This window comes from Sphingobacterium arenae (genome assembly GCF_014692505.1).
GTDB classification, from domain to species: domain Bacteria; phylum Bacteroidota; class Bacteroidia; order Sphingobacteriales; family Sphingobacteriaceae; genus Sphingobacterium; species Sphingobacterium arenae.
This window is the reverse complement of record NZ_JACNYK010000004.1, coordinates 210,132-228,086: the sequence shown is the minus strand read 5'-3', so window position 1 is coordinate 228,086 and position 17,955 is coordinate 210,132. Positions and strand designations below refer to the sequence as shown.

Sequence of the window (17,955 nt, the reverse complement as noted above, 5' to 3'; positions counted from 1 at the left end):
GGATCACCTAGTAGCGTTGTCTACAGATGATGATGATTTCGATTTTGATTTCGGTTATTCGGGTACTATTCAGTATGCGCTTTCGTTGAAAGATCCACAGTCTACCAATAGTACTTCTGGCGGCAACTCGGATTCCAATGGTATCGAGTCTGATAATGACGGTTCTGGTTCTAATGCTTCTCCTAAAACTAAACCAAACTTGCAAAACTTTACCTTCCTAGGTATTAACAATTCCGGTACGGCTGGCACGAAGTTGGAAAATGGTAACCACTGGAGAAGAGCGTCTGCGTTGAACATCACGCGTTCGATTATCGCAGGCTACGGCACAGGTGTAGGTTTCGAAAACATCACTACTACAGGAAGTACGTTCAGCAATAATGTGGTACATGGTTATACAAACGCGATTTCTGTAATAAGCGGTTCAACGCCGGCAAACTATACAGGTAATAGTACCAGTACAGCTGCAACTGCGAATAGCTATTTGTTGTTAGGTGGCGTTGCTTCTATTAATCCGTTTTATTCGACTGCCACTGCATCTACGTTTGATCCTTGGAACTTAGTTCCTTTTGCTGGTCCTGCTTACGGAACATCAAGTACTTACAAAGGTGCTTTTGATCCAGAAGCTGAAACCTTATGGACAGACGGCTGGACAGAGTTTCAACCCAAGACTTACTAGTCTAGGCTGATCGAGTTTTCTTGAAAATAAATATTAGACCTGTCGGTGATGAGCCGACAGGCTATTTTAAAATCATTTTAGATATCAATAATTATTAACAACTTATAATATGCGTATATTTTTATATACTTTTTTTGTTGCACTAGCCATTTGTATATCCTGCGAAAAAGGTGAACTGGTAGACAATTATACCCCTTTTACGACACTTTCTATAGAAAACTATGTAAACGGCTACAAGATTGAAATTGACGGGCATAAATACGCTACGCAGTCGATTAAAGTACCGATTGCTGATAACGAAAACTCTTTTGTGTTATATAATGCAGCTGATGAAGTTGAATTTGAGGGAAGTTTTCAGCTTAAACCGGATAAGGATACGCTGGTGCTTTTTAAAATCAACGATGATATCCCTTCAGCGTTGATGCGTAAAGAGAATTTAAATGAACCCAAGGAGGAGGGAAAGTTGAAATTTAGAATTGTCAATAGCAACAGTGAAATAACAGAATTGACGAACGGAGAACCTTTTCATCTGGTGTTTTATCAGATTCTTGAACGATTGTCGGGACCTCCCGCCCGTAGAAAGGTTGTTTATCACGAACAGGGAGATACCGTTTTTAATATTACCAATCAACTTCCAGATACTTATCAAATCATTGATATTACAGACAATATGGAGTCTGTTTTCGGATTTGATGGGAGAGCACAAATATTGAAAGAGGATTTTAGTCCTGTTACAGTGGAAGGCGTAGAAATTTTTGTTTCGTACAGTTCAATAGATATCAATAAAGGAGCACATATTCTTTACCTGCAAGAATCTACAGGAAGTCTTTTTTCTTTCTATCCTAATATAGATCCTTGGTGGAACTTCGATACAACTTTGCTCTCAGCTTACTCCAATTAACTAAGTTATTTACCATGAAAGCCATCGATAAAAGAAAACATGAGTGGTTGCGGATCAAGCTCTTCCGGCTAGCGCAGGATGCGGCTGATTCCGAAACGCGCGAAGCTGCGGCGGATGCTTTGCGGGCTTTGCTGCAGCAGTACGAGACCTACCAAGAGATGATCGAACAGTTGAAGGATTGCATATCAGCCTATGAAGAGATGCAGAAAAATTTTCGTTCCGATTTGTTGGCGCCAGCCCTGCGGGAAGAACATAAGGAACGCAAAGCTACAAAATATAGTGTTCGTGATTTTCAGTTGATGGTGATAAAATAAAGAACAATACAACCAAAAGAATATTTCTTTTTCGGATGATAGGGCGGGGTTTGTATGTAGGCGGTACCAGTGGGTGCCGCCTTTTTAGCAGTTTGCGGTGAGTGTGTACTTACCGTTTTGCATGCATAATTTAGCAAAATGCATGCGTTTAGAGATAAAAGATATACGTGATGCGCGAAACAGTATACTTGATGAGTCATTATGCATACGTTTAGAGACAAAAGGTGTACTTGATGCGCGGAACAGTATACTTGATGAGTCATTATGCATACGTTTAGAGACAAAAGGTATACTTGATGCGCGAAACAGTATACTTGATGAGTCATTATGCATGCGTTTAGAGACAAAAGGTATACTTGGTGTGCGAAACAGTATACTTGATGAGTCATTATACATGCGTTTAGAGATAAAAGGTACGTTTAGAAACAAAATGCATATACCTGATGAGTGAAAAAGTAAAAGTATTTTATAAAATTTCTATATCAATAGGATGGGCGATACGCGGTGTTGAATGGAATAGTATCTGCGGTTCTGCTGAAGTGTTTATAGAAACACTGGCCCTTGGTCTTACCTGCTTTTGTTCATAACCCAGCTGTGTAATCGCTTCGGCAACCAAAGCATCGCGTTTATCACCGAAAGGGTAGAGGGGCAGTACGCTATATTCGGCTATTGTCTGCTGCGGTTGCAGTCCTGCGTTATATTCTCCTTGATCGTGGGCATTATAGATTTTATAAACCATTGGCTGGATAAGCCAGCTAGGCTCCGATCCGATTACGGAGGCTGGTATGGTCAGTGTGGTGCTGGCCATATCCTTGCCATAACTAACACTACCGATATGAACCACGTCGATGTAAGGACGGAGGTTGTTGATGAGCATTTCTGACGCCGAAGCGGTGTAACCGGTGCCCAAGACGAATAGCCGTTTCAGCCCGAGGCCCTTTTCCCTTATTTCGCTGGCAGAAAAGCTGTATCCATCGGGTTGCCTGGACAATGTCTGTGCAAAAGTTTCCTGCAGGTTTTGAAGGCGCCCATTCCCCCTATACTGTACAAACACATCGTTTGGCTGTACATCGGCTATTGCCAACGCCGTAAAGGCCGCAAAAGCGACGCTGCCGCCGCTATTGTAACGTAGGTCAAGGATGAGGTCTTCTGTGCCATAAGCCTGCAATTTCGCCACAGCTTTCAGCAGGTCGTAGCCACCGGAGAAGTCGAAATGGCTTAGAAACAAATAGCCAACCTTGTTATCCGTATCAACCATGAAGGTTTCCGATGGGTATATCACCGGCTGGGAAATATAGGAAGCAGGAAGGGTATAGGGTTTCCCGTTAGCCAGGCTGAGTGCAATGCTCGACTGTTGGGTTAATTGCGCTATCCACATGGACAAGTTACTTTCTGTAGGCAATTGGCCGTTTATGCTTTGTAGCGTATCCCCACGCTGTAGACCGAGTTTGTAGCCTGCACTGCCCGGTACGACGTGACTGATAAGAGAAACGGTCTGTGAACCTTGTTTAAACTGCATAAAATCAAACCCGAAGGTATTCAACAACGTATGACCCCCGGCGTCTGTCCGTCCGGCTTGCATGATACTGGAAAATCGGTCTTCCGGAACGAGCAGCGACTGAAAGTAATCTGTAGGTGTTAAGCCGAAATCCTGTTTGGAAGGAAGCGTGGACGACCAATAATAGTATTGGTCCATCTGTTCGCTAATCCAAACATTGATCGCACCTGATGATCCTTGCGGAAAATCGGGATTGTCTTTTTTACAGGATGTAAAAAATAGGCAAATTAAAAGAAAGACAACGTGTTTTGATGGCTTGCTTAACATAGGTAAAAGATCAAAAATAGATATGACTATACCGTTAAGCTTATATGAAGTTTTTGGGCGATCATGATACTCGCCCAAAAACTATATGCTTATTATTATTTAGAACTTAGCGCCTAATGTTAACACCACATTGGTACGCTGATGTTTGATGTCTGCGACCGGGCTAGGGCTGTTCCAAAACGCCTCGTCGATAACGTAGGGACTTACTTTATAATCATTGATCAGATGAACGACCGCCAAATCCATATAGAGTGTATTGGTAAGCTTTGTGCCTAAACCCAAGCTGCCGCTATATTGTTTATTATCAGCGTTCTTGTACGGGTTACCGAAATAATTGATACCTGCGCGTCCACTGATGGTATTGGTAATTAAATATTCACCGCCTACACGTAGATTGACAGCACCTTGATAAGTATCTTTAAAATCTTGGTCCCAAAGTGCATCTTCTGAAGAATTTGGTCCTCTGGTGTCCCGAATTTTAATACTACCGTAGTTAACATATTCTGCGTCTGCCGATATTAATCCACGACTGAAAAACTTCGATACACCCAAGCCAAATTTCCAAGGGGTAATCAAACGATAGGTAAAATCGTCCGTAAATTCGGTTTCGCCGAAATTAAAAGCTTCTCCAGCATCCTCACTATCGTAATAATCGACACCGATATAACTTTCCGTATATTGATCTATGGTATACCACGTAGGAGAGGTAATGGTAGCTCCGATGTTCCAATCTACTGTGGGTTTATACATAGCACCGATTTTGAAATCAATTCCGGTCCCCTCTGAGCGTTGGTAGTAATCATCCAACATTTCATAATTTGCTTCCAGAAAGTCGTAATCTTCATGGTCTGGATCAACAAAAGATGAATTTGGATTGTCTCTGGTTATCGTCGCCGCATCTTTTGTCCAGCCATATTCAGAGAACTGCGCGGAGTTTTCATGTATAAAAGAGGAAAAGCCAATATTACCACCAATGTAGAAAACATTGTTATAATTACCGCCGAAAGCTAAGGATGTTTTGAAACTATTGCCCGTTGTCAGGATATCACTGATTTGGTCTTTATTGCCGACCTCGTTGGTGATAGGGAAATAACCTTTGTCGGTATCGGCGAATTGTTCAATAAGCCGGATATCGTATAAATTGTTGGCAAGCGTTTGATCGCCAAAGACAGCGATATCATCAGCATAGGCACTAACGATGGTATTGTTGGGGTTTACACCTTCATAGCGTACATGATTCGAAAATCTATTCGTATTTTCATAGCCTATCCCAATATTGAAGTTTTGCCAGCCGTGGTAACCTTCATTCTTAGGGAAATGGAAAACAACCCCAGCATGGTCGACACCAAACCGACCTTTGTTCTTGCTGATACTGTTCCCAAAATACGAGCCTTTATTGGCTGCATTGTCGTAGTTGAACGTAATGGATATATCGGATTGACCGAAGAATCCCAATCCGGCTGGATTTCCGGTGATCGAACTGATATCGCCGCCCAAAGCCGTTTTTGCGTTCCCTAATCCTTTGAAGCGGGCGGTACCGCCGTTGGTTTCTTGCGAAAAAATTAACCCGTTGCCTACAGATTGGCTATGGGCGGAAAAACCTATTCCCGAAAGTAATAAAGATGTAAGTAGTATATTTTTTATGCGCATAATTTACTTTAAATAGTAGAGACGCAAAGGGTTGCGTCTCTACATCATGTCCATGATATATATCTGTTAAAAAATTATCTTGTTCTTCCTCCTCTGGAGCTACCTCCACCACCAGAACTTCTAGATGTTCCGCCACCGCTACTACCTCTTGACATCGAACTTCCTGAAGAGCCTCTAGAAGGCGAGTAGGAAGGTGTGCTTCGTGTCGTCGGTCTAGATGGTTGGGTCGTAGTAGGTCTAGATCGTTGCGTTGTCGGACGAGTGGTTGTCCTTGACGTTCCTGAACGTGATACTCCGCTACTTGGTCTAGTGGTTGTCCTCGTTCTATTTCCTACAGCTTCTCTATTGGTTGTACCACGTGTACGGGTGCCAACACGAGAAGGGTTTGTCGTCCTGTTAGAAGAACCTCGCGTAACCCTGCCGTTTTCAGACCGTACGCGGCTTGTATTACCGACGGCTGTACGTGTGCCGTTAGCCGTAGCACGGGTTGACCGGCTGGTTACAATACGGCCGTTTCTGTCACGCGTAACACGGGAGTTGGAAACACGAGATGTATTACCTGTACGTGTATTATATCCATTGCGAGCTGCAATCCGTGTAGGCGCATTACGAGGCCTTACACTATACCGATTTCCACCATAGTAATGATTGCCGTATCCATAATGCGGGTGTCCCCATGAATTATAACCCCAGCCAGCGTAGGGATAACCACCCCATCCCCAGCTTCCATATCCGTAATAAGGATTACCCCATCCCCAGCCAAAACCAAAGGAAGGGCGACCCCATCCAAAGCCTAAGGACCAACCTGATCCCCAACCCCAGCTAGACCATCCGAGACCAAAACCTCCGTATCCATACCAAGGGTCAAACCAAGGGTCGTAATAAGGTATGCCCGGTGCACCATAATAAAACCGATTGATGCGGTTGGCATATTCCAAATTGTTGTCATACTCGAATCCTTCTACGTATTCTTCGTCCGTATATTCGTCGGCATAGTAGTCGTTTTGAGCGTATTGCTCCTCCTGTGCCTGTCCATCAGTATAATAATAATCCGGACTCATATAATCTTGGGGAGCTTGGGATTGATTATTATACACATCGTCTCGGTGCGCGATCTGCCTACTTGTTGAACACGAACTCAGCGCAAAAATGGCTGTAAGTGTCAAACTACCGAATAATAATCTATTTGTTTTCATGATATCCTCTACTGTTAAACTTCGCTAATACAGTCTTTATTTATTATCTTAGACCCGTTTTTTAGACAGGGGTTTAATCCCTTCTGCCAAAAATATAAATAAAACTTTAGGCCTTCCCGAAGTTTTGTATAATAATACGAGCAAGTTACAATAATTGTTACAGAAATAATAATCGAAATAAATAATGGGAAAAGGAATTACAAGTCGTGGTGAAGATTATTCACAATGGTATAACGACTTAGTCGTCAAAGCCGATTTGGCAGAACATTCTGCCGTTCGGGGTTGTATGGTTATCAAGCCTTATGGATATGCGATATGGGAGCGTATGCAGGCAATTTTAGATAAAAGATTTAAAGAAACCGGGCACTCCAACGCTTATTTTCCGCTTTTTATACCCAAATCCTTTTTCTCGAAAGAAGCATCGCACGTGGAGGGATTTGCGACAGAATGTGCTGTTGTAACGCATTACCGGCTGAAGAACGACGGGAAAGGAAATATCGTTGTAGATGAGACGGCGAAACTGGAAGAAGAGCTTATTGTACGGCCCACCTCGGAAACCATTATCTGGAATACGTACAAAGGTTGGATTGAGTCTTATCGTGATTTACCTATTTTGGTAAATCAATGGGCAAACGTGGTGCGGTGGGAAATGCGTACACGCTTATTTTTACGCACAGCGGAGTTTTTGTGGCAGGAGGGGCATACGGCACATGCGACGCGTGAAGAGGCGGTTGAAGAAGCGGAACGTATGTTGGAGGTATATGCGGACTTTGCCGAGCATACGCTTGCCGTGCCGGTTATCCGAGGTGTTAAAACAGAAAATGAGCGCTTTGCGGGGGCATTGGAGACGTATTGTATAGAAGCACTTATGCAAGATGGTAAAGCACTACAAGCGGGCACTTCGCACTTCCTAGGACAAAATTTTGCGAAAGCTTTTGATGTCAAGTTTACATCGAAAGAGGGAAAACTGGAACACGTTTGGGCCACTTCTTGGGGAGTGTCTACGCGCTTGATGGGTGCATTGATTATGGCGCACTCGGATGATCAGGGTCTGGTGCTGCCACCAAAATTGGCACCCATTCAAGTGGTTATTGTACCGATATATAAAACAGAAGAAGAGAAAGCAAATATTGATGGTTTTGTGCATACGTTGACAAGCGAATTGCAGGACATGGACATATCGGTAAAATACGACGATCGGGATACGCAACGCCCTGGTTTTAAATTCGCAGAATGGGAAATGAAAGGCGTACCACTACGTGTAGCTGTGGGTGCCCGTGATCTGCAAAATGGGACGGTGGAATTGGCGCGGCGCGATACGCAGACAAAAGAAACAGTATCGCAAGAGGGGCTGGCCGTAACCATAGAAAATCTATTGGGTATTATTCAAGAGAATATTTATCATAAGGCGCTATCATTCCGTGATGAGCATATCACCGAAGTTAATTCTTACGAAGAATTCAAAGAGGTTCTGGAAACGAAGGGTGGATTTGTATCTTGTCATTGGGACGGTACAGTAGAGACTGAGAAACGGGTGAAAGACGAAACAAAGGCTACAATACGTTGTATTCCGTTGGACGCGAAAGAAGAGGAAGGCATTTGTATCTTTACGGGTAAGCCATCCGTTAGCCGCGTATTATTTGCGAAAGCGTATTAGGGCATTTAATTTATCTATATAATTTTATAACATGTTTAAAAAAATAGTTGCTGTTGAACCGCTCAACTTAATCCCCTCGGCAGAGAAAGCCTTGTTCGATTATGCGGAAGAAGTGATCTTTTATCCGGATAGTCCGCAATCTGCGGAAGAGATGGCCCTGCGGATCGGTGATGCGGATGCTGTTTTGATCAGCTATATTTCTCGTTTGGGTGAGGATGCATTGGAAAAATGTCCAAATGTGAAATATATTGGCATGTGTTGTTCTTTGTACAGCCCGGAGAGTGCCAATGTAGATATTCGGTATGCGAACGCTAGAGGTATTACCGTGTTAGGTGTTCGCGATTATGGTGACGAAGGTGTGGTGGAGTATGTGGTGAGCGAACTAGTGCGTTGTTTACATGGGTTTGGTACAGAAAATGATGGCGTACCGCGCGCTCCTTGGGACGGTGTGCCACGAGAAATCACCGGCACAAAGGTGGGTATTGTGGGATTAGGCAAATCTGGGGGAATGATAGCGGATGCGCTCCGGTTCTTTGGTGCTGAAATTTCTTATTTCGCACGTTCAGAAAAAGAGGATGCCAAGCAAAAAGGTTATCGGTTTTTACCGGTTCGCGAGCTGGTTCGCGAAAGTGAAGTTATCGTTACTTGTTTAAACCGTGGTGTTGTTTTGTTGCACGAGGAAGAGTTTGCTGCTATGGGCGATAGGAAAATCCTAATTAATACCGGACTTTCGCCGGCTTGGGATGAAGAACCTTTTGAGAAATGGATCGCACAAGATAACCGCTGTTATTGCGACACACTGATTGCATTGGGAAATGAGCGGTTTTTAAACCACCCCCATGTGAACTGTATGCAGGTTTCGGTCGGCCGGACTCGTCAGGCGTTTGTACGCCTGAGCGAGAAAGTATTGGCCAATATCGAAAACTATTTTAAAACACAATAGGGGAGACAATATTTCGTAGCGTATTTACAATGCTCCAACCCGCGATCTGCGCCGTAGCACTGTATACATCAACCACCGCATGGACTTGTTCATTTTTGATCTCTATGCGGTGGTTATCGCCTATAAAATCAGGCGTGGAGGTTATAGAGACACGCATGTTCTCCGGGCCTACCGATGCAATTGATGCGGCGACGGATACGTTGACACTCGTAGGAAAAAGCGCAATCGCTTCGATGGCGTTCCCCTCGAATACCTTCTTTTTCTCATGTTGCAACGATTCTTCATATACGGAGGATTTCCGGAGCGAGTTGGGGCTTTTTTCGGTTTGAAAAGTTGCTTCACATTTACCCATCAGGGAAGCGGTCCGCAACACATCCAATCCGCCAATAGCACCAGAGGCAATATGCACTTTTGTACCGTGTTCTTTTGCTGTTTTAGCGACATTATCATAAAATACTTGATCTGCAAAAGCGCCCATCGAGAGCGTCACAATAGATGAACCATTTTTTAGGGCGTCAAGTGCAAATTCCTTTAACGCATTTGGCGAGGCTGTTTCAATTATATACGCTGGCTTCAAAGCTAATACCTCCTGCAAAGACTGCATAGGTTTACACGATGCCGCCGTGTTTTTCTCATTCACTTTATCGGCAATCTGCTGTGCCTTTTCTTTGCTCCGGGAGTACGTAGCGATCAATTCGTATTCGGGGAGTAAATTATTGTTATACGCGTCCGCAATAAGGGCGGCCAATTTGCCGCAACCGACGATTGCTAAAGTCTTTTTTTCCATGTTATCCAACATAATGTTTTTTTAACCGAAAGCAAAATTGTTTTTGTATTAGTCGTGTTTTTCGAGCAGGGCTTCTTTGATAATACGGAATGATTCCAGACGTTTGGCGTTATCGTAGATATAGTTTGTCGTCATAATTTCGTCGACCTGATAACGGGTAGCAAAATCATCGATGCTTTGTGTAAGCGTTTCCTTATCTCCTGTGAAAGTACAGGCTGTCATGCTATAAACGGCTTTTTCGATTTCGGGAATCCCATGATAGATAACCTGCTCTGTAGGAGGGGATAATGGACGACGATAATTCGTAATAATTCCGGCAAACATATTATGTAAACTTGTGGCAAGAAAATCTGCTTCGTCCGTCGTTTCTGCGCCGATGATATTAACACACGCAATGAAATAAGGTTCCTGCAAATAACGGGACGGTTTGAAATTGTTTCTATAAATATCCGAGGCCTGCGCGAGCATCGCTGGCGCAAAATGTGCCGCAAAAGCGTAAGGTAATCCAAGTTCAGCCGCCAAATGTGCAGAATCTGTACTGGAACCTAAAATATAGATGGGGATAGCCAGCCCTTCGCCGGGAAAGGCGCGTACTTTTTCTGACGGATTGTCATTTTCAAAATATTGGTGTAAGGCAAGTACATCATCTTTGAAATAAAAGGCGGTATTCAGATTGTTTCGACGAAGTGCCATCGCTGTTACTTGATCTGTGCCTGGAGCGCGACCCAGTCCCAAATCAATTCTGCCAGGGTATAAGGTTTCTAGCGTACCAAACTGTTCGGCAACAACCAGAGGAGAGTGGTTGGGTAGCATAATCCCCCCAGAACCAATCCGAATGTGGTTGGTCTTGCCCGCGACATGGCCGATCAGAACCGCTGTAGCCGAACTGGCAATGTGCTCCATGTTATGATGTTCTGCGAACCATATCCGCTGGTATCCTAATTTCTCTATGTGTTGCGCTGCTTCCACACTTCTAGCAATGGCCTGCTGGGCATTTTGTCCTTTGCAGACGGTCGCTAAATCCAAAGCCGAAAGTTTTATTTTTCTCATAGCACAAAATTACTATGTTCATTATGAAATATGGTAATCCTTATGTAATACCTACCCTCGCTATCGCACGTAGTATTTTAGGATAATATATACCCAACATAACAGCTCGGGCAACGACATAGATAATAAAGCTCATCCATAAGCCTGCGTTGTTATAGGTATCCGTTAAGAATAGAGCAAAACCAACGAAAATAAATAAAGCCATCAACGTTGCGTTTCGCATTTCCATACTTTTTGTTACACCGATGAAAATACCGTCTAGCTGGAAAGCGGCAAAGGAAAGTGCGATGTAAATAGCGGCGTATGGACTGTGCGTGATAGCAATAGCTTGTACTTGTATGTCTTTTGTAAGCAGCGGAATGAGCAAATCACTTAGCGTATATATACTACTCGCCAATACAAGGGCGGTGAGACCTGCCAAGATGGTTGAATGGCGCACCTGCTCGATAAAATAAGCTTTATCTTTTGCTCCGTAAGCTTTGCCCGTCAACATTTCTGCGACATGGGCATAGCCGTCCAGAAAGAAGGCAGAAAGGGATACAAATTGTAGTAAAACATGGTTGGCTGCTAAAATTTGATCACCGAAAACGGCCCCTTGATTAGCGAACCAGGCAAAGCCGCTAAGAAGGGCCAAGGTACGGACCATGATGTCACCGTTTACTTTAAACAGCGAAATAAGTTTTTCTTTGTCGAAGACACGGGACCGTAATTGCTGTAAACGATGGAAGAGAGTCTGTAATTGCATCTTTTTGATGAGCAGATAGGAGGCGAAAAATAACGCAGACCATTCCGCTATAACCGTACCGAATGCAATACCGCGGACGCCTAGGTCGTACCCAACGACAAACAGTATGTTTAGCAGAATATTAAGTCCGTTGAGAAATAATTGAACAAATAGCAGGTGCTTTGTCCAGCCCATTCCGATAAATGTTCCTAGTAAAGTGAAGGTAATTAAGGTCGCAGGTGCTCCCCATATGCGGATATAGAAATAATCTCCTACAAGGGTTTTAATTTCCGCGCTCGCTTTTAGTAAGCTGATGGCCGTTTCTCCAATTAACCGCTGGAGTATGATAAGAAGTATGCCGATGCCCGCCCCTAATAACACGGCACGAAACAATAGAGCATGTGTTTCATCGACGTCATTTGCGCCGGCGGCTTGCGAAATAAAACCGGTGGTGCCCATCCGAAGAAATCCGAAGCCCCAGTATACAAAATTAAAAATCAATGATGCCAAGGCGATAGCACCTAAATCTACGGCAGCCCCTGTTTGACCGATGGCTGCGGTATCCGCCAATCCCAGCAGAGGGACAGCGGCATTTGCCAAAATAACCGGAAATGCAAGTTTGATAATCCGGATGTAGTTCTTATGAATCATAACCCACCCAAACTTACATATTATCTTTCTTTAATTAGATTCGTCTCTTGTATTGAACTCGTTAAATATGGTGGTGAATTCTGCTTTTTCTCGATCAGCAATCTGCGGATCAAAGGATAACGTGACCTCGTAATCATTCAGCACGTTCCCTTCGGGAAGTGTGGCGGCTATATGGTCCATGTGCGCTTCAAGCGCTTCTCTCATATCGCTTTTGTCCGTTATGGACGTTTCTTCCAGCGCGATTACCTTATCGTTTTTTGTTTGATCGTTCAATGTCCATTTCAATCGTTTAAATTGTGTTTGATAAAAGGATGTGACATCAATATTTAGCGTACTTTTCATCTATTTGTTTTTTTAATGGTCGATGAACGCGCGGTGTAAATCATGTTTTTACGTAAAGCAACATGATTTACATCGCGGTTTCATATCTATATGAACAAAACCCGATGCAAATAGTTTCTTTTTTTATAACGTACGGTGCTTACGCTTGTCAACGAAGAAATATATCAGAAAGGCGATTGAGGCACTGACGCACATAACGGCAACCATGGGCACCATGGAGCCGTTATGGAAATAACTCACGGAAGCAGATGTCAGCGCACCTAAGGCCATTTGGATACACCCTAAAAGGGCAGACGCAATACCTGCAAGTCTTCCAAACGGTGCTAAGGCTAAAGCAGAGGTATTTGGAAATATAAAGCCTTGACTACAGAGGAAAAGGCAGATGAGACCGAGTAGCACATAAAGATTCATCCCACCGGTTAAGGTGATCACGACGAGCAATATTCCTGCTGATGCTTGTAGGAAACTGGCTTTTTTAGAAATTTCTTCGCTGTCCCATCTATTGAGTAAAACGCGGTTAAGTTGTGTCGCTATAATCAATGAGGACGCGACGAATGCAAATGCAAGGCCATATTCTGTCTCGGATAATCCAAACAATCGTTGTAATACAAATGGTGAGCCAGAGAGATAGGCGTAAAGACCACTCGAAGCAAAACCACCAACAGCAGCATATAAAAGGAATGTTGGATTTTGAAAGACCTCCCAAAAGTCGGCTATAATAGCTCGAGGTCGCAAAGACATTTCCTTGTTGCCTTGATACGACTCTGGCAAAATGAAAATAACACTTAATAAGATAAGAAACGCAAGTACGGCAAGTATGACAAAGATAATATGCCAATCAAAATGGATAAGTACAAAAGCCCCGACACTTGGCGCGACAATGGGTGAAATACCTATGACCAGCATCAGTATACTGAATACTTTGGCCGCCTCCCGCGGTTCAAAGATGTCTCTTACCATGGCCCGACTGGCCACCATACCGGAGCAACTGCCCAGTGCTTGTAGAAACCGAAGAAAAATAAGGTGATTAGGCTCATTTGTATAAGCACACAAGATGGAGGCAACGATATAGATCACGAGACCAAAAAGAAGTGGTTTTTTTCGCCCGAATTTGTCCAACAGCGGTCCATAGATCAATTGACCAAAAGCAATGCCGATGAAGAATGAAGTTAACGAAAGCTGTATATGTTCAATGGTTGTTTCGAAATCTAGAGCAATAGTTTCGAAAGCAGGAAGATACATATCGATCGAAAATGGACCAATTGCAGATAGTAAACCGAGTGTTAACAGTATCGAAAAACGCTTTTTTCGGGAAACGGCATCTATATTCATGTTTGGAACGTCTGTTTGTTGTGGGGTAATGTCGGTACAAAATTACGATAATATCCTAACATTACTAATAACAAGATTCGATGGTTTTTTTAATCTATGAGCAGTTATCTCTTTTGTGGAAATTTGCTAACTTATTCAAAATATAGTTCATTTGTATTTCCATGGCAGAATCACCAAAAGCGTATACATTAGTTCATACAAACATCGAAAGTCTTTCTGTGTTTGAACTGCTCAACCATACTCCAAATGGGAATTTTATAGATCAGCGGGATTTTCAAGATATATCTGTGATATCCCTGGAGTTAGATGCAGGTGTATTCACGAAAATTACTGCTATAGGATTTCCGGAGGTGGTGGTGAGCCAGGTTGGGAGTGCTATTGTTTCTTCCTGCGGGTGTGGACATGCGCATGTTATGTTTTGCGAGCATCAGGCCGAAATTATCTATGGTATTCTGGAACGAAAAGACTACCGTATTTTTTTTGATAAGACACTTCGATACAAAACCCTATTAGCGCAGGCAAAGCGTTATGGGCTAGAAAATGAACCTCATCTTGATAGCTATTTTCAGGTTATCCACAGGGAAGGAAAGCTGCGCATCGAAACCCGGATTAAAGAGTTACTTCCTATGGATGATCAGCTTCTCACAAAAAATCTGATACCGGGGCGGCTATCTGTTTTGGAAAAATTGAAGGAAAAGGTAGTCCTTAAAAAGCCGATATTAGTAATTGCTCGGCATCGTTATTACCAACAGCTGAACTTTTTATTGATGGAAGCTGATCGTACAAAAGTGGGTAAAGTTAAAAACCCAATAACGAATATCGATCCGGTAAAGCTTGTTTGGAAAGCGGATGATCCCGAGGAAATCAAATTCTACACTGCTCTTATGCGTTTTCAACAAACTTACGATGAAGATCATACGGCAGCTGAACTGGAAGCATTAAAACGGATTGTCAAAAATCCTTTGGATTTGGAGGTTTATTACCACGATCGGGCGATTTCGGAAACGGTCACGGCGAAATCTTTATTGCTTATCGAATTGGAGGTGCTGAAAGCGGAAATACGGTTGAGGGTATTAAAGAAGGAACCGTTTTATGAGGTCACAGGGGAATTACAATTTAATGACGCATCACTTCCGTTTCAGGATATGGTTATTCGGCATAACTATTTTGTTTACCATCATCAGGTTTTCTATTTCGTAGACCATCCGGACACGCTTCGGGTAATGAAGTTCTTTAAATCAAATAACGAGACGCTGCTGGTACATGCCTCGAAATATGACGAATTCTTTCAAACGGTACTTGCTCCACTGGAGGAATTACTCCATGTTGATTATAGTTATATCCATGTCGCGACGCCGATACAATTGGCAGAAAGAAACTTTCAGATGGAACCTATCCTATATCTACAGCAGGAAGGTAGTTACATATCGATTACACCGGTGATGAAATACGGTTCTACAGAGATTCCGATATATTCTAGGAAACAGCTGCTTGACATTGATCAAAATGGTAACCCATTTAAAATCGACCGCAATAAGAATGCGGAAGAACGTCTCACTTCGCTGGTTGTGCGCCAACATCCTCATTTCCGCGAGCAAATGAAAGAGCATGAATATTTCTATTTACATAAAGATGAGTTTCTGGATGAAGCTTGGTTTTTGAAAGCCTTTGAAGTGTGGCGTAGAGAGGGTGTTAAAATATTGGGATTTAATGAACTTCAACATAATAAATTAAATTCCCATCGGGCAAAGATAACCATAGAGTTGATTAGTGGTATAGATTGGTTTAATGCTAAATTAAAGGTGCGTTTCGGGAAAAATAGCGCCAGTTTAAAACAAGTACACCGCGCTATCCGCAACAAAAGTAAATTTGTGCAGTTGGATGATGGTACGTTGGGCATATTGCCGGACGAATGGATGACCAAAATTTCGCGTTATTTTCAATGGGGAGAGATCGATAACGAGCTGTTGAAAATTCCTAAAATAAACTTTTCAGAAATAACAAACCTATTTGAAAAAGAGGTGTTGAGCACGGAAGTTCAGACGGAAATTAACGCTTTTCAAGAACAGTTTGCAGCGTACAAAGGCGTTCCAGATGTTTCGATACCGGCTACGTTGCATGCGAAATTACGAGACTATCAGAAGGAGGGATTGAAATGGCTAAACTTTTTGGATAACTTTAATTTTGGGGGATGCTTAGCGGACGATATGGGGTTGGGAAAAACCTTGCAAATTATCGCTTTTATCTTAACGCAACGGGAAAAATATGGCCATAAGACGAATTTGATTATTGTACCGACCTCCTTGCTATTCAACTGGCAGCAAGAATTGTCTAAATTTGCGCCCTCTATAAAAACACTATTGCATTACGGCATAGAACGAGATAGAACGGGGGAGACGATGCACCAATATGAGGTCGTGTTGACGAGTTACGGTATGCTGCTGTCTGATATCCGTTTTCTGAAAGACTTTTATTTTAATTATGTCTTTTTGGATGAATCTCAGGCTATTAAGAATCCCCATTCGGAGCGGTATAAGGCTGCCCGATTGTTGCAGTCGCGCAATAAAATCGTTGTGACAGGAACGCCTGTTGAAAATAATACCTTTGATCTTTATGGGCAGCTTTCTTTTGCTTGTCCGGGATTATTGGGAAATAAGCAATATTTTAGAGATACGTATGCCCGCCCGATTGATCAGTTTGAATACGGTAAACGCGCTATAGAGCTACAGGAGAAAATAAAGCCCTTTATATTACGCCGAACGAAAAGGCAAGTTGCAAAGGAACTGCCAGATAAAACGGAGATGATTATTTATTGCGAAATGAACGCAGAACAACGTCGGGTTTACGATGTCTATGAACGGGAGTTACGCGAGTTTATCTCGGCAACGGATGAAGCCGAAATTCGTAAAAATAGCATGCATGTATTGACGGGATTAACGAAGTTACGGCAGATTTGTAACTCACCTATATTGCTTAAGGAAGGGCATTCGGGCGAGAATGCTGTGAAAATTGAAGTGCTGATGAAGCAAATCGAAAACCAATCGAAAGAGCATAAAATTTTGATTTTCTCTCAGTTCGTGGGAATGCTCGATTTGATCAAGGTAGAACTTGAACATAAAGCTATGCCGTTTGCTTACTTGACCGGACAAACCAAAGATAGAGAAACACAGGTACATCATTTTCAGACAGACGAAAATATTCGTGTTTTTCTCATTAGCTTGAAAGCTGGCGGCGTGGGGCTTAATCTGACCGAAGCGGATTATGTTTATCTAATTGACCCATGGTGGAATCCAGCCATAGAAAATCAAGCAATTGACCGTAGCCATCGTATTGGTCAGCAGAAAAATGTAGTGGCTGTTCGACTAATTTGCAGGGATACGGTTGAGGAAAAAATGATGCACTTGCAAAAGAAAAAGAATAAGCTAGCGCAAACGTTAATTAAGACAGATAAGCTATTTTTAGATCGTGTATCAAAACACGACTTGCTGGGTATATTAGGTTTCGAATAAAAAAAATACTATCTTAGTCGCACACTTTAGGGGTGTCTGCGTGTTTTGCAGACTGAGATTTCACCCTTTGAACCTGATCCGGATCATACTGGCGTAGGGAAAAGTAAGATGTCTTCACTGATGCGTTCCGCATTGACGTAGCCATTCCTAAAGTTTTATTTATCACATAAAATCTTTCATAGGAATGGAACTTATCATCAATCATCAACAGAAGTTTTTCGAAGAAGCTCCTGCTTCGCTCGCAGAGTTAATGTATTTGGAAACCTCGAGGAAATCCAAAGGTATTGCTGTAGCAGTTAATAACCAGGTTGTGCCCAAAACGCAATGGGCCTCTACTGTATTACAAGACAGAGACTCTATTCTTATCATTACCGCTACACAAGGCGGTTAATTCATCC

At 42.8% G+C, this 17,955-nt stretch carries 16 protein-coding genes and 1 riboswitch; of the genes, 8 read left to right on the top strand and 8 right to left on the bottom strand.

Annotated elements, in window-relative coordinates; genetic code table 11:
- Positions 1-16: 16 nt before the first annotated feature.
- The 4 genes from H8B17_RS20690 (at position 17) to H8B17_RS15215 (ending at position 2,342) form a co-directional block, all read left to right on the top strand.
- Entirely contained in the window at positions 17-676 is a 660-nt protein-coding gene (locus H8B17_RS20690; RefSeq protein WP_223816603.1) for a hypothetical protein, read from the top strand.
- 109 nt (positions 677-785) lie between these two features.
- Entirely contained in the window at positions 786-1,577 is a 792-nt protein-coding gene (locus H8B17_RS15225; RefSeq protein ID WP_190310079.1) for a hypothetical protein, read from the top strand.
- Positions 1,578-1,591: 14 nt separating this feature from the next.
- Positions 1,592-1,891: a hypothetical protein gene (locus H8B17_RS15220; RefSeq protein ID WP_223816602.1), complete on the top strand. Its 300-nt coding sequence runs from the start codon at positions 1,592-1,594 to the stop codon at positions 1,889-1,891.
- Positions 1,892-2,033: 142 nt separating this feature from the next.
- Positions 2,034-2,342, top strand: a complete 309-nt coding sequence (locus tag H8B17_RS15215; RefSeq protein WP_190310077.1) for a hypothetical protein — start codon at positions 2,034-2,036, stop codon at positions 2,340-2,342.
- A gap of 15 nt (positions 2,343-2,357) precedes the next feature.
- Here the strand turns inward: H8B17_RS15215 and H8B17_RS15210 are convergent, their stop codons facing one another.
- The 3 genes from H8B17_RS15210 to H8B17_RS15200 all read right to left on the bottom strand — a co-directional run bounded on the left by H8B17_RS15210 (position 2,358) and on the right by H8B17_RS15200 (position 6,562).
- Complete coding sequence (locus tag H8B17_RS15210) at positions 2,358-3,716, bottom strand: S41 family peptidase (protein ID WP_223816601.1); 1,359 nt, start codon at positions 3,714-3,716, stop codon at positions 2,358-2,360.
- Between the two features lie 99 nt (positions 3,717-3,815).
- Positions 3,816-5,366, bottom strand: a complete 1,551-nt coding sequence (locus H8B17_RS15205; RefSeq protein ID WP_190310076.1) for an OmpP1/FadL family transporter — start codon at positions 5,364-5,366, stop codon at positions 3,816-3,818.
- A 74-nt stretch (positions 5,367-5,440) separates the two neighbouring features.
- Complete coding sequence (locus H8B17_RS15200) at positions 5,441-6,562, bottom strand: hypothetical protein (protein WP_190310075.1); 1,122 nt, start codon at positions 6,560-6,562, stop codon at positions 5,441-5,443.
- A 184-nt stretch (positions 6,563-6,746) separates the two neighbouring features.
- Between H8B17_RS15200 and proS the strand changes: the two genes are divergently transcribed.
- Both proS and H8B17_RS15190 read left to right on the top strand, forming a co-directional pair.
- Entirely contained in the window at positions 6,747-8,219 is a 1,473-nt protein-coding gene (proS, locus tag H8B17_RS15195; RefSeq protein WP_190310074.1) for a proline--tRNA ligase, read from the top strand.
- A 31-nt stretch (positions 8,220-8,250) separates the two neighbouring features.
- Positions 8,251-9,162: an NAD(P)-dependent oxidoreductase gene (locus H8B17_RS15190; protein ID WP_190310073.1), complete on the top strand. Its 912-nt coding sequence runs from the start codon at positions 8,251-8,253 to the stop codon at positions 9,160-9,162.
- On the opposite strand, the gene H8B17_RS15185 is transcribed toward H8B17_RS15190, so the two are convergent.
- The 5 genes from H8B17_RS15185 to H8B17_RS15165 form a co-directional block, all read right to left on the bottom strand.
- Complete coding sequence (locus H8B17_RS15185) at positions 9,149-9,949, bottom strand: aspartate dehydrogenase domain-containing protein (RefSeq protein WP_190310072.1); 801 nt, start codon at positions 9,947-9,949, stop codon at positions 9,149-9,151. The two genes, H8B17_RS15190 and H8B17_RS15185, sit on opposite strands and share 14 nt — an antisense overlap.
- A gap of 48 nt (positions 9,950-9,997) precedes the next feature.
- Positions 9,998-10,999 (bottom strand): LLM class flavin-dependent oxidoreductase, encoded by a 1,002-nt coding sequence (locus H8B17_RS15180; protein ID WP_190310071.1) that lies wholly within the window; start codon positions 10,997-10,999, stop codon positions 9,998-10,000.
- A 40-nt stretch (positions 11,000-11,039) separates the two neighbouring features.
- A complete protein-coding gene (locus H8B17_RS15175; RefSeq protein ID WP_190310070.1) occupies positions 11,040-12,374 on the bottom strand; it encodes an MATE family efflux transporter in 1,335 nt (444 codons plus the stop codon).
- A gap of 30 nt (positions 12,375-12,404) precedes the next feature.
- Positions 12,405-12,716 carry a hypothetical protein gene (locus tag H8B17_RS15170; protein ID WP_190310069.1) on the bottom strand — a complete coding sequence of 104 codons (312 nt, stop codon included), beginning with the start codon at positions 12,714-12,716 and terminating at the stop codon, positions 12,405-12,407.
- A 123-nt stretch (positions 12,717-12,839) separates the two neighbouring features.
- The gene (locus H8B17_RS15165; protein WP_223816600.1) at positions 12,840-14,048 is read right to left on the bottom strand and encodes a multidrug effflux MFS transporter; all 1,209 of its coding nucleotides are present in this window, start codon (positions 14,046-14,048) and stop codon (positions 12,840-12,842) included.
- 161 nt (positions 14,049-14,209) lie between these two features.
- Here H8B17_RS15165 and H8B17_RS15160 point away from each other — a divergent pair, with 161 nt between their 5' ends.
- A complete protein-coding gene (locus H8B17_RS15160) occupies positions 14,210-17,557 on the top strand; it encodes a DEAD/DEAH box helicase (protein ID WP_190310068.1) in 3,348 nt (1,115 codons plus the stop codon).
- Positions 17,558-17,575: 18 nt separating this feature from the next.
- Positions 17,576-17,674: riboswitch (TPP riboswitch) on the top strand.
- A gap of 67 nt (positions 17,675-17,741) precedes the next feature.
- Positions 17,742-17,948: a sulfur carrier protein ThiS gene (gene thiS, locus H8B17_RS15155; protein WP_190310067.1), complete on the top strand. Its 207-nt coding sequence runs from the start codon at positions 17,742-17,744 to the stop codon at positions 17,946-17,948.
- The last annotated feature ends 7 nt before the right edge of the window (positions 17,949-17,955 follow it).

Bases quoted from the DNA above. Each gene is read 5' to 3' on its own strand.
- H8B17_RS15225 (WP_190310079.1), top strand. From the start codon at position 786: ATGCGTATATTTTTATATACTTTTTTTGTTGCACTAGCCATTTGTATA.
- H8B17_RS15220 (WP_223816602.1), top strand. From the start codon at position 1,592: ATGAAAGCCATCGATAAAAGAAAACATGAGTGGTTGCGGATCAAGCTC.
- H8B17_RS15215 (WP_190310077.1), top strand. From the start codon at position 2,034: ATGCGTTTAGAGATAAAAGATATACGTGATGCGCGAAACAGTATACTT.
- H8B17_RS15210 (WP_223816601.1), bottom strand. From the start codon at position 3,716: ATGTTAAGCAAGCCATCAAAACACGTTGTCTTTCTTTTAATTTGCCTA.
- H8B17_RS15205 (WP_190310076.1), bottom strand. From the start codon at position 5,366: ATGCGCATAAAAAATATACTACTTACATCTTTATTACTTTCGGGAATA.
- H8B17_RS15200 (WP_190310075.1), bottom strand. From the start codon at position 6,562: ATGAAAACAAATAGATTATTATTCGGTAGTTTGACACTTACAGCCATT.
- proS (WP_190310074.1), top strand. From the start codon at position 6,747: ATGGGAAAAGGAATTACAAGTCGTGGTGAAGATTATTCACAATGGTAT.
- H8B17_RS15190 (WP_190310073.1), top strand. From the start codon at position 8,251: ATGTTTAAAAAAATAGTTGCTGTTGAACCGCTCAACTTAATCCCCTCG.
- H8B17_RS15185 (WP_190310072.1), bottom strand. From the start codon at position 9,949: ATGGAAAAAAAGACTTTAGCAATCGTCGGTTGCGGCAAATTGGCCGCC.
- H8B17_RS15180 (WP_190310071.1), bottom strand. From the start codon at position 10,999: ATGAGAAAAATAAAACTTTCGGCTTTGGATTTAGCGACCGTCTGCAAA.
- H8B17_RS15175 (WP_190310070.1), bottom strand. From the start codon at position 12,374: ATGATTCATAAGAACTACATCCGGATTATCAAACTTGCATTTCCGGTT.
- H8B17_RS15170 (WP_190310069.1), bottom strand. From the start codon at position 12,716: ATGAAAAGTACGCTAAATATTGATGTCACATCCTTTTATCAAACACAA.
- H8B17_RS15165 (WP_223816600.1), bottom strand. From the start codon at position 14,048: ATGAATATAGATGCCGTTTCCCGAAAAAAGCGTTTTTCGATACTGTTA.
- H8B17_RS15160 (WP_190310068.1), top strand. From the start codon at position 14,210: ATGGCAGAATCACCAAAAGCGTATACATTAGTTCATACAAACATCGAA.
- thiS (WP_190310067.1), top strand. From the start codon at position 17,742: ATGGAACTTATCATCAATCATCAACAGAAGTTTTTCGAAGAAGCTCCT.